Annotated in this window: 12 protein-coding genes and 1 pseudogene; 12 read left to right on the top strand and 1 reads right to left on the bottom strand. The window is 65.0% G+C overall.

The window, feature by feature from the left end; all coding sequences use genetic code 11:
* The first annotated feature begins 175 nt into the window (after positions 1–175).
* The 10 genes and pseudogenes from BN977_RS14580 to BN977_RS33475 all read left to right on the top strand — a co-directional run bounded on the left by BN977_RS14580 (position 176) and on the right by BN977_RS33475 (position 10,558).
* The gene (locus BN977_RS14580; protein ID WP_036398010.1) at positions 176–1,672 is read left to right on the top strand and encodes a fumarylacetoacetate hydrolase family protein; all 1,497 of its coding nucleotides are present in this window, start codon (positions 176–178) and stop codon (positions 1,670–1,672) included.
* Complete coding sequence (locus tag BN977_RS14575) at positions 1,633–2,349, top strand: GntR family transcriptional regulator (RefSeq protein WP_051561383.1); 717 nt, start codon at positions 1,633–1,635, stop codon at positions 2,347–2,349. The genes BN977_RS14580 and BN977_RS14575 overlap by 40 nt, the downstream gene beginning before the upstream one ends.
* A 19-nt stretch (positions 2,350–2,368) precedes the next feature.
* Positions 2,369–3,886, top strand: coding sequence for a 5-carboxymethyl-2-hydroxymuconate semialdehyde dehydrogenase (hpaE, locus tag BN977_RS14570; RefSeq protein WP_036398007.1), 1,518 nt, complete (start codon positions 2,369–2,371; stop codon positions 3,884–3,886).
* Between the two features lie 77 nt (positions 3,887–3,963).
* On the top strand, positions 3,964–5,106 hold the full coding sequence (gene hpaD, locus BN977_RS14565) for a 3,4-dihydroxyphenylacetate 2,3-dioxygenase (protein WP_036398005.1): 1,143 nt from the start codon (positions 3,964–3,966) through the stop codon (positions 5,104–5,106).
* Positions 5,107–5,134: 28 nt separating this feature from the next.
* Complete coding sequence (gene hpaH / locus BN977_RS14560) at positions 5,135–5,920, top strand: 2-oxo-hept-4-ene-1,7-dioate hydratase (protein WP_036398004.1); 786 nt, start codon at positions 5,135–5,137, stop codon at positions 5,918–5,920.
* Positions 5,905–6,708, top strand: coding sequence for an HpcH/HpaI aldolase family protein (locus tag BN977_RS14555; protein WP_036398003.1), 804 nt, complete (start codon positions 5,905–5,907; stop codon positions 6,706–6,708). The genes hpaH and BN977_RS14555 overlap by 16 nt, the downstream gene beginning before the upstream one ends.
* Before the next feature lie 72 nt (positions 6,709–6,780).
* Complete coding sequence (locus tag BN977_RS14550; protein WP_036398002.1) at positions 6,781–8,187, top strand: aldehyde dehydrogenase family protein; 1,407 nt, start codon at positions 6,781–6,783, stop codon at positions 8,185–8,187.
* 42 nt (positions 8,188–8,229) lie between these two features.
* On the top strand, positions 8,230–9,693 hold the full coding sequence (locus BN977_RS14545) for an APC family permease (protein ID WP_051561381.1): 1,464 nt from the start codon (positions 8,230–8,232) through the stop codon (positions 9,691–9,693).
* A gap of 29 nt (positions 9,694–9,722) precedes the next feature.
* Positions 9,723–10,244, top strand: a pseudogene (locus BN977_RS33480) (SDR family NAD(P)-dependent oxidoreductase); the annotation flags it as partial.
* Between the two features lie 161 nt (positions 10,245–10,405).
* A complete protein-coding gene (locus tag BN977_RS33475) occupies positions 10,406–10,558 on the top strand; it encodes a hypothetical protein (protein WP_268817627.1) in 153 nt (50 codons plus the stop codon).
* A 60-nt stretch (positions 10,559–10,618) separates the two neighbouring features.
* On the opposite strand, the gene BN977_RS14535 is transcribed toward BN977_RS33475, so the two are convergent.
* The gene (locus tag BN977_RS14535; RefSeq protein ID WP_206666838.1) at positions 10,619–11,200 is read right to left on the bottom strand and encodes a TetR/AcrR family transcriptional regulator; all 582 of its coding nucleotides are present in this window, start codon (positions 11,198–11,200) and stop codon (positions 10,619–10,621) included.
* Between the two features lie 190 nt (positions 11,201–11,390).
* Here BN977_RS14535 and BN977_RS14530 point away from each other — a divergent pair, with 190 nt between their 5' ends.
* Together BN977_RS14530 and BN977_RS14525 are read left to right on the top strand one after the other, a co-directional pair.
* Positions 11,391–12,161 (top strand): MoaF C-terminal domain-containing protein, encoded by a 771-nt coding sequence (locus BN977_RS14530; protein WP_207384144.1) that lies wholly within the window; start codon positions 11,391–11,393, stop codon positions 12,159–12,161.
* A gap of 100 nt (positions 12,162–12,261) precedes the next feature.
* Positions 12,262–13,542 carry a flavin monoamine oxidase family protein gene (locus BN977_RS14525; RefSeq protein ID WP_234709559.1) on the top strand — a complete coding sequence of 427 codons (1,281 nt, stop codon included), beginning with the start codon at positions 12,262–12,264 and terminating at the stop codon, positions 13,540–13,542.
* The last annotated feature ends 282 nt before the right edge of the window (positions 13,543–13,824 follow it).

Here is a 13,824-nt window from a genome sequence, read left to right as displayed (position 1 = left end):
GTGGTGGATACAAGCGCGGGAACGGCATCGCGGTCCGGCCCCGTGGGCGATATGGAGTTGCGGCGCGCACGTGGCGCCCGAGGTGGGGTGGTGCGTGCTTTCCATGGCTTGCGACCTACGTCACAGATGATATACGATTTCGAATACGATGCAACCACCGGTCGAAAGGAGCAGCATGAGCGCCGACCGCAGCGTCAGCACCGAACCCTCCCCAGCAGCCTCGCGGTTTCGGCCGGGAAAGATCATCGCCATCCACCTGAACTTCATCTCTCGCGCCGAGCAGCGTGGGCGCCATCCGATGCATCCGTCGTACTTCTTCAAACCGTCCAGTTCCATCGGGGCGAGTGGCGGAACCGTGGAGCGGCCGGCGGGAACCGAGTTGCTGGCCTACGAGGGCGAGGTCGCCCTGGTGATCGGCACTCGCGCTCGCCGCGTACCGATCGCGGACGCCTGGAACCACGTCCGCGCAGTCACCGCTGCCAACGACTTCGGTCTCTACGACCTTCGCGCCAATGACAAGGGCTCCAATGTCCGGTCGAAGGGACGCGACGGTTACACCCCGCTGGGTCCCGACCTCATCGACGCCCGTACGGTCGACCCCGCCGGGCTGCGTGTGCGGACGTGGGTCAACGGTGAATTGGCACAGCAGGACGGGACCGATCGCTTGCTGTTCCCCTGCGCGCAACTGATTTCCGACCTCTCGCAGCACTTCACGCTCGAGCCCGAAGACGTGATCCTGATCGGTACGCCGGCGGGCTCGTCCGTGGTGGTACCCGGTGATGTGGTCGAGGTCGAGGTCGACGCGCCGGCGACGGCAGGGGCTCCGTCCTCGGGACGGTTGATCACGACCGTCGTCGAAGGCACCGACGAGTTCGATCCGCAGCTGGGATCCGGGCCCAGCGTCGATGACGTCCAACGCGCCGAGGCATGGGGGTCGCGCGAAGCCGCGGGCCTTGCCGTCGAGACGCGGACTCCGGCGCTCGGTGACGAGTTGCGCCGCAAACTGCTCGCCGCGCCCGTGGCGGGCTTGTCGCAGCAACTGCGCAAACGCGGCCTGAACAACGTATCGATCGACGGGGTGTCCGCGCTGGCGCCGGGCACCAAATTGGTGGGGACCGCGCGAACGCTGCGCTTCGTGCCCAACCGTGAGGACCTGTTCGCCGCTCACGGCGGCGGCTACAACGCCCAGAAGAAGGCCTTCGACGCCGTCGCACCCGGTGAGGTGATCGTCATCGAGGCTCGCGGGGAGACCGGATCCGGAACGCTGGGTGACATCTTGGCGCTCCGCGCAAAAACCCGTGGAGCGGCCGGTGTGGTCACCGATGGTGGCGTGCGCGATCGTGACGCGGTGGCAACCATCGGGCTGCCGGTGTTCGCGGCCGGCGCCCATCCGGCTGTGCTGGGTCGACGGCACGTGCCCTGGGACTTCGATCTGACCATCGCCTGCGGTGGAGCGACGGTGCAGCCCGGGGATGTCATCGTCGGCGACGGGGACGGGGTCATCGTCATTCCACCCGCGCTCGCCGAGGAGGTCGCCGACGCGGCGCTCGAACAAGAGATTCAGGACGGATGGGTGGCCGAGCAGGTCGCTGCCGGTCATCCTGTCGAAGAGCTGTTCCCACCAAACGCCGAATGGAAGCAGAGGTTCACCCAGTGGCGCGAGAATCAGTGAACGGCGCAGCGCGACAGAGCAAGTCGCAGCAGGCGTACCAGTGGATCAAGGAGCGCATCGCGCGCAACGAGTACACCGCCGGCTACCGGTTGGTCCTCGGCGCGATCGCCAAGGAACTCGGCATGAGCGTCGTCCCCGTGCGTGAAGCCATACGCCAGCTCGAGGCCGAGGGGTTTGTGACGTTCGAGCACAACGTGGGCGCCCAGGTCGCGATGGTCGACGAAGCACAGTACCGGGACAGCATGTTGGCCCTGAGCGTCCTGGAGGGCGCCACCACGGCCCTGGCCGCGCGTCGCTTGAGCGCCGACGATCTGCGCGAGGCGCGTGCGATCAACCGGCAGATGGTCGCAACGCTCGACCACTTTGATCCGTTGCTGTTCACCACGCTCAACCAGCAATTCCACGCGATCCTCTTCACCAAGTGCGTCAACGCCCGGATGGTTGCCCTGGTGCAGGCGGAATGGGCCCGTCTGGGCCACCTTCGCTCGTCGACGTTCTCGTTCGTGCCGGGCCGCGCACACGAATCTGTCTGCGAACACGACGCGATCGTCGATCTGATCGAAGCCGGCGCGCCGCTGGCAGAGATCGAGAACGCCGCACGCCGGCACCGCACCGCGACCCTCGACGCCTACATGGCTCACGAACACCCCGGTGACACCTTCGGCCTCCCGGCCTGAACCCGAACAGGAAGCAACAATGACCGAGACCGTGACCTCGCCCGCAGTCCGCCACATGCCCGCAGATCTGCCGGATCATCTGCAGCACTACATCGGCGGCAGCTTCGTCGACTCCCTCGACGGTGACACCTTCGATGTTCTCGACCCGGTATCCAACAAGACCTACGTCCAGGCCGCGGCCGGGAAGAAGGCCGACATCGACCGCGCGGTTGCCGCGGCACGGGTCGCCTTCACCGAGGGTCCGTGGCCGAAGATGTTGCCGCGCGAACGTTCCCGCGTCCTGCACCGCATCGCTGACATCGTCGAGTCACGCGACGCCCGGCTCGCAGAGCTCGAGTCCTTCGATTCCGGCCTGCCCATCACCCAGGCCCTCGGCCAAGCGCGTCGTGCAGCCGAGAACTTCCGCTTCTTCGCTGATCTGATCGTGGCTCAGGCCGATGACACCTACAAGGTGCCCGGCCGTCAGATCAACTACGTCAACCGCAAACCCATCGGAGTCGCGGGCCTGATCACGCCGTGGAACACCCCCTTCATGCTCGAGTCATGGAAACTGGGGCCCGCTCTGGCGACGGGCAACACCGTGGTCCTCAAGCCCGCCGAGTTCACTCCGCTCTCCGCCTCGCTGTGGGCGGGCATCTTCGAAGAGGCCGGCCTGCCCGACGGCGTGTTCAACCTCGTCAACGGATTTGGTGAGCACGCCGGAGACGCCTTGGTGAGACACCCTGATGTACCGCTGATCTCTTTCACCGGAGAGAGCAGCACCGGGCAGCTGATCTTCGCCAACGCGGCGCCGTTCCTCAAGGGCCTGTCCATGGAACTCGGCGGTAAGAGCCCGGCGATCGTGTTCGCCGACGCCGACCTCGACGCCGCGATCGACGCGACCATCTTCGGCGTCTTCTCGCTCAACGGGGAGCGGTGCACCGCCGGCAGCCGAATCCTGGTCCAACGATCCGTCTACGACGAGTTCGTCTCCCGCTACGCCGCCCAAGCTCAGCGGGTCGTCGTCGGCTACCCGCACGACCCGAAGACGGAAGTCGGAGCCCTCGTACACCCCGAGCACTACGCCAAGGTGCTGAGCTATGTCGAGATCGGCAAGACCGAGGGACGGCTGGTCGCCGGTGGCGGTCGACCCGACGGCCTCCCTGACGGAAACTTCGTCGCCCCCACCGTATTCGCCGACGTGCCACCCGACGCGAGGATCTTCCAAGAGGAGATCTTCGGCCCCGTCGTAGCCATCACCCCGTTCGACACCGACGAGGAGGCATTGGCTCTCGCCAACGGTGTGCGATACGGCCTTGCCGCCTACGTCTGGACCAACGATCTACAGCGGGCACACAATTTCGCCCAGTCGATCGAGGCGGGCATGGTCTGGCTGAACTCCAACAATGTGCGCGACCTGCGAACCCCGTTCGGAGGGGTCAAGGCCTCCGGTCTCGGCCATGAGGGCGGTTACCGGTCGATCGACTTCTACACCGACCAGCAAGCCGTCCACATCACGCTGGGCAAGGTGCACAACCCGACCTTCGGCAAGGCCTAAGCCGACACGCAGCCACGGGGCGATCCTCGCCTCAACGAACCACCCGTCAAACATCACCACCTTCGAGGAACAGATCCATGAGCACAACGCACCCCGGGCCGGTTGTCACCACGGAGAGCCCGATCACCGCCCGCGAGCACATCACCACTCCCACGTCTCCCCCACCTGACGTCTTACGTTGCGCGTACATGGAACTCGTGGTGACCGACCTCTCCCGGTCACGGGACTTCTACGTCGACGTCCTGGATCTGCACGTCACCGAAGAGGACGACAACACCGTCTATCTGCGCAGTCTGGAGGAGTTCATCCACCACAACCTCGTGCTGCGCCAGGGACCGGTAGCGGCCGTTGCCGCGTTCTCCTACCGCGTTCGCACGCCGCAAGACCTCGACAAGGCTGTCTCGTTCTACACCGAACTCGGCTGCCGGGTGGAACGCCGCGCCGAAGGGTTCACGAAGGGCATCGGCGATTCGGTGCGGGTGGAGGATCCACTCGGCTTCCCCTACGAATTCTTCTACGACGTCGACCATGTCGAGCGGCTCGCGTGGCGTTACGACCTGTACACACCAGGAGCACTCGTGCGTCTGGACCACTTCAATCAGGTGACGCCAGATGTCCCCAAAGCCGTTGCCTACATGGAGGATCTGGGTTTCCGTGTGACCGAGGACATCCAGGATGACGAAGGCACCGTCTATGCCGCGTGGATGCGGCGCAAGCCTACGGTCCACGACACGGCCATGACGGGCGGCGACGGACCCCGGATGCATCACGTCGCATTCGCCACTCACGAGAAGCACAACATCATCGCCATCTGCGACAAGATGGGCGCGCTGCGGATGTCAGACCGCATCGAACGCGGACCCGGTCGTCACGGGGTGTCCAACGCGTTCTACCTCTATGTGCGCGATCCCGACGGTCACCGAGTGGAGATCTACACCCAGGACTACTACACCGGTGACCCCGACAACCCGGTGGTCACCTGGGACGTACACGACAACCAACGCCGCGACTGGTGGGGCACTCCCGTGGTGCCCAGCTGGTACACCGACGCCTCGCTGGTGCTCGACCTCGACGGAAACCCCCAACCGGTGCGGGCTCGCACCGATGCGCGCGAAATGGACGTCACCATCGGCGCCGACGGCTTCTCCTACACCCGCAGTCCCGATGAAGACATGCCCGACTGGAAGAAGGGCGAGTACAAGCTCGGCGCCCAGTTGTAGTGAATCGCCCGACGTAATTGGAGGTCTGATGCTCGCTCCCGAGACCATAACGGCCATCGCCGACGAGTTGGCCGCTGCCGAGCGTGACCGTGTCACGGTGCCGCTGTTGACCCAGCGGTATCCGGACATGACGGTCGAGGATTCCTACGCCGTACAGAACGAATGGCGCCGTCGGGGGCTGGCGGCGGGCCGCCGTCTGGTCGGCCGCAAGATCGGACTGACGAGCAAAGTGATGCAGGCCGCGACCGGCATCACGGAGCCTGACTACGGCGCGATCTTCGACGACATGGTTTTCGACAACGGATCGGTGATCGAGCACGATCGCTTCTCCAACGTCCGGATCGAAGTCGAGCTGGCCTTCGTCCTGAAGGCCGCGATCGACGGGCCCAACGCCACCATTTTCGATGTGCTGCGTGCCACCGAGTACGTCGTGCCGGCGTTGGAGATCCTGAGCTCACGCATCGAGATGGCGGGGCGGACCATCGTCGACACCATCAGTGACAACGCCGCGATGGGCGGAATCGTCTACGGAGGCAACGCGGTCCACGTTGGCACGGTGGATCTGCGTTGGGTCTCGGCTCTGCTGTATCGCAACGAGACCATCGAGGAATCCGGGGTCGCAGCAGCGGTCCTCAATCACCCCGCCGCGGGCGTGGCGTGGCTGGCCAACAAGCTCGCCCAACACGGCGACCGTCTCGAGGCAGGTGAGGTGGTGCTCGCGGGGTCGTTCACGCGCCCGATGTGGGTGCACCCGGGTGACACCGTGCTCGCCGACTACGGACCGATGGGAACCATCTCATGTCGCTTCGTCTGACCGGCACTCTGCGCGATGCACTCGCCGGCGCCGACCGTGCCCTGTACGGAGGGTGGATCTGCATGGGCTCGGTGACATCGGCGGAGATCATGGCCGGTTCCGGTCTGGACTGGGTCTTGATCGACATGGAGCACGCACCCAACGGGCTGGAATCGGTTCTGGCACAGCTGCATGCAGTGTCCGGATACAGCGTGACCCCCGTGGTACGGGTACCCATCGGGGACCCGGTGATCATCAAGCAGGTGTTGGATCTCGGTGCGCAGACCGTCCTCGTGCCCATGGTTTCCACCGCCGAGCAGGCGCGTGCGGTTGCCGCGGCCGCCCAGTATCCACCCGTGGGCGTCCGGGGCGTGGGGAGTGCTCTGGCCCGCTCCGCTCGCTGGAATCGTGTCGAGGACTATCTGCCCGATGGCGCCCGACACGTGTCGGTCCTGGTACAGATCGAGACCTCCGTCGGGATCGACAACGCCCGCGCCATCGCGGAAACGCCTGGTATCGACGGTGTCTTCGTCGGCCCCAGCGATCTCGCCGCCTCGATGGGACTGATCGGACAGCAGACGCACCCGGAAGTGGTGGCACGGGTGGAGCAGGCGTTCACCCACGTGCGAGCTGCGGGAAAAGCTGTCGGCGTCAATGCCTTTGTGCCGGCTCAGGCCAAACAGTACGTCGAGGCCGGGGCTTCGTTCCTCCTCGTGGGGGCCGATGTCGCGCTTCTCGCTCGCGGATCCGAAACCCTCGCCGAACAATTCATCACGCATGCCGATCGGCGCAGACATGCCAGCTATTAGGGCCGCCGCCGTCCGCGCGTAGGCGTGTTCCACCAGTTCTGCTACAGCCAACGAATCGACCAAGGACGCATCATGACCATCACCTGCGACACACTCCTCGACCGGGTCGCTGACGCCAACGGCCAGCAGATCCTGGATCCGGCCACCGGACAACTCGTGGGAAAGGTGCGGTTTCGCACCGTCGACGAACTCGACTCTGCGATCGAGCGGGCACGCCTCGCGCAGCGCTCCTGGGCCGAGAGACGCGACGAGGACCGCGCGGCGGATCTACTCCGAGCCGCCGACGCGATCGACGCCGTCGCGGAACCGCTGGCCGAACTGCTGTCGCGCGAACAGGGTAAGCCGCTCAACGGACCCAACGCCCGTTTCGAAGTCGGCGCCTGCGCGAGCTGGTTACGCGCGACTGCCGCCACCACGCTGCCCGGCGAGGTTCTCCTCGACGACGACAGCGGTCACGCCGAACTGCACTATCGACCCATCGGGGTCGTCGGCGCCGTCGGTCCGTGGAACTGGCCCATGATGATCACGACATGGCAGATCGCACCCGCCCTCCGGATGGGCAACAGCGTCGTAGTAAAACCGTCGGAATACACGCCTTTGAGCGTGCTCGCCCTAGCGCACGTGATCAACCAGGCTCTGCCCGAGGACGTCTTGCAGGTGCTGCCCGGCGGAGGAGACCTCGGGCAGCGGCTGTCCAGTCACCCCGACGTCGGCAAGCTCATGTTCACGGGATCGACTACGACCGGTCAGGCGATCATCAAAGCCTCCGCCGACACGGTGAAGCGCTTGACGCTCGAACTGGGAGGCAATGACGCCGGTATCGTGTTACCAGACGTGGATCCGCGCGCGATCGCCGAGGATCTGTTCTGGGGCGCCTTCATCAACACCGGACAGACATGTGCGGCGTTGAAGCGCCTGTACGTGCACACCGACGTCTACGACGATGTGTGCGCCGCGCTGGTCGAGGTCGCCGCGAAGATGCCGATGGGTCGCGGCCTCGATGAGGCCAATGTTCTGGGCCCGCTGCAGAACAGGAAGCAGTTCGACATCGTGGCCAGGCTAGTGGAAGCGGCACGTCGCGCCGGCGCCACCGTCCTGATCGGCGGCGACCCTGACCATCAAGCCGTCGGCAACTTCTATCCGACGACGTTGGTGGCCGACATCGACAACACGAATCCCCTTGTCGTCGAGGAGCAGTTCGGCCCAGCCCTGCCCATCGTCCGGTACGACGACCTGGACCGCGCGATCACGATGGCCAACGATCTCGACACCGGCCTCGGCGCGTCGGTGTGGTCGGCGAACCCGGAGTCCGCGCGCACCGTGGCCACGCGGTTGCAGGCGGGCACCGTGTGGATCAACTCTCATGGCGGAGTACATCCGATGATTCCGTTCGGCGGAATCAAGAAGTCCGGCTACGGGCTGGAATTCGGTGTCGAGGGTTTGAAGGGAGTGTCGGTACCTCAGGTCATCAACGGCTGACCTAACCCATAGCAACCACGATCTCTCAACTCGGAGTCATCCATGTCGAACCTCGAAGCATCACCCTCCAGCAATAACCCCGGAGCACAACCAACTCCGCCGCACAACCCTGACCGAGCCGGGCTGCGGCCCGGCCGCCTAGGGGCCGGCGCGATCATCTTCTTCGTCGTCGCCGCAGTTGCGCCGATGGCTGCCCTCGTCGGTGCCTCGCCGATCGTGTTCTCCGCTCAGGGGCCGACGGCACCCATGGTGTACCTTCTCGCAGCACTGTTGTTCGCGGTGTTCTCAGTCGGTTACGTCGCCATGAGCCGCCACATCACCAACGCCGGTGGCTTCGTCGCCTACATCGCGCGAGGGCTCGGCTGCCGGGTGGCAACCGCCAGCGCTGCTTTGGCAATCCTGTTCTACGGTACCTTGCAAGCGGCTTTGTGGTCACAATTCTCGGTCTTCGCGCAATCGTTGCTCGCCGGAAAGCTGGGCGTGAACATCCCGCGCTGGGTCATTCTCTTCGGCACGCTCATCGTGGTCACCGGGCTCGTGGTGAAGGGAGTCGATCTGAGCCTGAAGGTGCTCGGCATCCTGGTGGCATTGGAGATCGGTGCGTTCGTGGTGCTGGACACCGCCATCATCTCGGGCGGTGGGGCGTCGGGGAACTCGCTGACCGCGTTCTCCCCGGCGGGACTCTTCGGCCCAGGCCTCGGCGTTGCGTTCCTGTTCGCATTCGCCTGCTTCACCGGGTTCGAGGCAACAGTGGTCTTCTCCGAAGAAGCCAAACAACCGCGTCGGACAATCCCCCGCGCCGTCTACGGCTCGATCGGTTTCATCGGCGGGTTCTATGCCCTGAGCGCGTGGGCCCTCGGGAACGCCGCAGGAAGCGATTCCGTGCAGGCCGCGGCGGCAGCTGATCCCGCCGGTTTCGTGTTCGCCATCGCCGAACGCGAGGTTGGTCCGTGGCTGAGCGCGGTGATGGAGATTCTCGTCGTCAGCAGCTTCATCGCGATGCTCATCGGTTTCCAGAACATGTTCGCGCGCTATGTCTTCGCTCTCGGACGCGCGCATGTTCTGCCGAGCCGTCTGGGTGACGCATCGCCCAGGTCAGGCAGCCCGACAGCGGCCGCGCTGTCGGTCAGTGCACTGCTGGCGGTGATCCTGGCGGGCTTCGAGCTCGCCGGCGCCGACCCGATATCGGTCACTTTCAGCTGGCTGCTGTCGTTGGGCACCGTCGCGCTCATTGCGATTCTGATCGCGACGTCGGTGGCGATCGTCACCTTCTTCATCCGTACCCGGCTGGAGCAGAATCCATGGGTCACGATCGTGGGTCCCGTGCTGGCCATCGCCGGCTTCGGATGCGTTGCCTACCTTGCGATCACGAACTACGACGTGCTGCTGGGTGGGCAGGGGGGCATTGCCAAATGGTTGTTGGTGTTGATTCCCGTACTCGCCGTGGCCGGGTATCTCTGGGCGATCGTGCGTCCCGGCATCGACTACGAAGCCGAACTCGTCTGATGCCGAGGGACTCTGAAGGACGCACGTAGATGACGGCCACCACGGACAAATCCGGTGTGGGCAAGGTCGCCGTCGTCACCGGCGGCGGCAGCGGTATCGGAGCGGCTAGTGCGAGCACCCTGGCCGATCGCGGCTGGACCGTCATCATCTGCGGTCGACGTCTCGGCGCACTGCAACAGGTCGCCAGGCATACCGGCGCTCACCCTGCGGCAGTCGATGTCACCGACCCTGAGGCGATCCGCTCCATGCTCGAAGACACCGTCACGCGATTCGGACGGCTCGACGGGTTGGTCCTCAATGCGGGTGTCAATCGGCCCGGACCGGTCGCTGCAATATCGGAACAGGACTGGGCGGCAACATTCGCGACCAATCTGACTGCGCCATTCCGTCTGCTTCACCACGCCGTTCCCCATCTCGTCGAGTCCCGGGGTGCGGTGGTCGGGGTGTCGTCACTGAGTGCGCTGCGGGCATCGGCAGGCACCCCTGCGTACAACACCTCCAAAGCGGGGTTGTCGATGCTCATCCAATCCGTGGCCGTGGACTACGGGCCGCAGGAGCTTCGCGCGAACGTCGTCTGCCCGGGGTGGACACGCACCGAGATGGCCGACGGGGAGATGGCCGAATTGGGCAGGCTGCGAGGCACTTCCGATGAGGCGGCCTACCGGCTTGCCACGGCCTGTCGCCGGTGCCCCGGCCGGCGCATGCGACCGAGGTGGCCGACGTCATCGCATGGTTGCTCTCGCCCTCCGCGTCCTATGTCAACGGCGCCGTGCTGCCGGTCGACGGTGGCCTCCAGGCGGTGGATCCCGGCACCATTGCCTTCGTCGATCATCTCACCGTCACACCGTCTGCGCCTGGCCTCTAGGTCAAAGACGTCTGTGCTGCTGGCCAATCGCGGCACAGTGCACAGGGCCGCTACACCTTGTCAGTCAGTCGCGACGGCAGCGTTGCTGTTGACGGCAAGGGCAAGGGCGTCGACGGCTTCGGCCACCTGGGCCTCGCTGATGGATCCGCAGATGTACTGGAGCATCAGCCCGTCGAGCGCCGCGAACAGCGCCAGATCCAAGCCATCCGCGGCGTGCGGAAGATTATGGAGTCTGCCCGCCGCGATCTTGTCCACGTACCTGCGATAGAGCTCTCGGACGATCGGTCGCAGCTCCGGGCGTCTGCGCGCCTCCAAGATCATCTCGTACTGGAACGTGGCGAGTTCCGGCTCAGACAATACGTTCTCTACCAGTGCGTTTCGAAAGACGGCCGGATCACTGGCGTATTCCGACAAGTCGGCACCCGCCATGGAGCGATCGACGCTCCATTCCAACGCCGCCGCCAAGAGGTTGTCCCGCGAGCCGAAGTGGTGGGCGATCAGCGTGTTGTTCACGCCCGCTTCCAGAGCGACCGCGCGAAATGTGAGACCGCGCAAGCCTTTTTCGGCCGCCACCTGCACAGCAGCATGGAGAAGGGCCTCCCGACCTTCCCCGTAATTCACACTTCTAGTCGCGCGCTTCACGGTCACAGCATAAGCACCCAGGACGCCTCGGCATATTGACCCTTGACAGGAAACTAAGCACTTGCTTAAGTGTGATTTAAGCAAGTGCTTAGGTGCGCAGTGGTCGAGACAACACTGTCTTCGGCGTCGTCCGCTCGTTGCACCGTCGATCCCACGAGGAGACAACATGAACACCCAGGAGCAGGGCTATGTGCCGACCGACGACTGGCCTGCCGTCGCCACCATGCTCGACGGATTCGGCGAGCCGAGCCTTCCCGCCAGTGCCGCACTGGAGGGGCCGGACATCGACATCGAGTTCGACAATGGCTGGGTGATCAGACACCGTTTCGAGGCCGGCCAGGTCACGTGGACGATCACGGCCGGGGACGGCGCAGGGGCGACCGGCACTCACCCATACCGAGCTGTTGAAGTCCGCGCCGGCATCTTCTTCGTCGATTTCGTCAAGGGCGAGGGCGCCGGCGCAAGCGACGTGTCGATGATCATCGACCGTGCCGACGGCAAGGTGACCGTCGCAGACTCGTCGTTCACCGACCGTAACGGGGCAATCCGCATGCGGACGGACTTCATCAACGGCCGCATCACCGGCGCCGGGCCCATCGAGCCCCGTCAGCCTTCCACCGCACTGGTCGGCAAGCGGATCTTCTACCGCTACAGTCCCACCGAGCAGTACGAGCACATCTATCTCAATGCCGGAACATTCGTGTGGCACTGCATCAACGGCGGCGAGGCGGGCCTCGCCGATGTCGATCCGATTCAGGTGTTCGAACTCGCCGACGGCATCGTGATCCTCCACTGGAGTGAGACGGTGATGCCCGTCGAGTCGATAGTCGTCATCGATCTCACCAACCGCCGCTCGATCGGTCGCATGTTTTGTTGGAACGGGCCGACCCTGGAGCCGGTACACCTGCCCTTCGACAGCAGGTTCACCGTCCTCAACGACACCTCCTACCCCGTCGACTGAACATTTCCGCTCCCGGCTGCCCAACCGTGACGGCCAGGTGGGCCGTGACCCCACGCACGGCAGGAAGGATTCTCCTATGTCACGCTTCGCAGCCGACGTCGTGGTCGTCGGTGGTGGATTTGCCGGTATCACCGCGGCGCGGGAGCTGACCCAGCGCGGCGCGTCGGTCATCGTGGTAGAGGCTCGTGACCGTCTCGGCGGGCGGACCTGGACACGGCCGAGCGCATTGGGTAAGTCGCTGGAAATCGGGGGAACATGGGTGCATTGGTCCCAGCCGCATGTCTGGGCGGAGGTCGAGCGTTTCGGTCTTCCGTTGACCAGCAGTCCCAGCCCCACCACGGCACTGTGGCGCGCGGGTGGTCAGGTCAGACGTGGCACTGCCGAGGAAATGTTCGCGCTGTTGGATCCTGGGATGTCGGCGGTGCTGGCGGGCTCTGCCGAGGTGTTCCCCAATCCTTTCCGGATCCACCCGGTCACCGACGCGGTGAAGTCGATCGATCACCTCACCATCGCGGAGAAGATCGAGGCGCTCGGCCTGGATGAGGAACAGCACGCGCTGGTCGAGGGCATGTGGGCGCTGAACTTCAGCGGGTCACCCACGGTGGCGGCCTACACCCAGGGATTGCGCTGGTGCGCGCTGACCGGCGGGAATTGGCGACTGCTGTTCGAGGCGTGCGCGACGTACAAGCTGGCCGGCGGAACGAAATCGTTGCTGGATGCAATCGCCGCGCAGAGCACTGCGCAGGTGCGGCTCAACTCGCGCGTCCGGGGCATCATCAGCGACACCGAGGGGGCTCGGGTGGAACTCAGCACCGGTGAAGTCCTGACCGCGCGACAGGTCGTGGTCACGCTGCCGTTGAACATCCTCAGCAGCATCGAGTTCGCGCCCGCTCTGCCATCGGCGCTGGCCGCCGTGGCGCGCGAGGGCCAGGCGTCCACGGGCTGCAAGGTATGGGTTCGTGTGAGGGGGTCAGTAGGCGCGGTGGCGGCGCTTGGCCCCAGTTCGTGCCCGTTGAACTTCTTCCAGTACGAAGGCGACCTCGACGACGACAGCTTGATCGTGGCGTTCGGCGCCGACGCGCGGAAGATAGACGTCACCGATCAACGCGCTGTCGAAACCGCGCTGCGCCAATGGATCCCCGATCTGGAGGTGGTGGCGGTCGATGGCCACGACTGGGTGGCTGACGCGTTGTCCGGCGAAACCTGGCCGATGCTGCGGCCCAACCAACTCGAAGCCGTTCACAACGCAACGCGGTCGGCTCGCGGGCGGGTGCGCCTTGCCGGTTCTGACTATGCCGAAGGTTGGGCCGGATTCATCGACGGGGCCATCGAGAGTGGCAAGAAGGTGGCCGTAGAGACACTGGCAGCGCTGCACCACTGAACCGCCGGCGATGGGAGTCTCGTCGTCCATGGCCGATGTCCAGTGCAATCAGTTGTCCCGAACTGGATCCGCCGGCACAGCGTGCAGTGGAACTTGACGCGTCGAATTCAGCTGACGAAGTGGTGTTGCCCTGGCTCCGCGAATGGATGAACTCCGCACGAACCTAACGCGGTGTCCTCGCGATGATGGCGGCCGCCCACACTGCTCCCGCCCGGAGCCGGAGCCGAAGGCATGGCGTGAGCCGATCGAAGTACTACCGCCCCTTTTACTGTAGGTTCTGAC

Source organism: Mycolicibacterium cosmeticum, assembly GCF_000613185.1.
Lineage (GTDB): Bacteria > Actinomycetota > Actinomycetes > Mycobacteriales > Mycobacteriaceae > Mycobacterium > Mycobacterium cosmeticum.
This window is presented reverse-complemented; position numbering and strand designations above follow the sequence as displayed.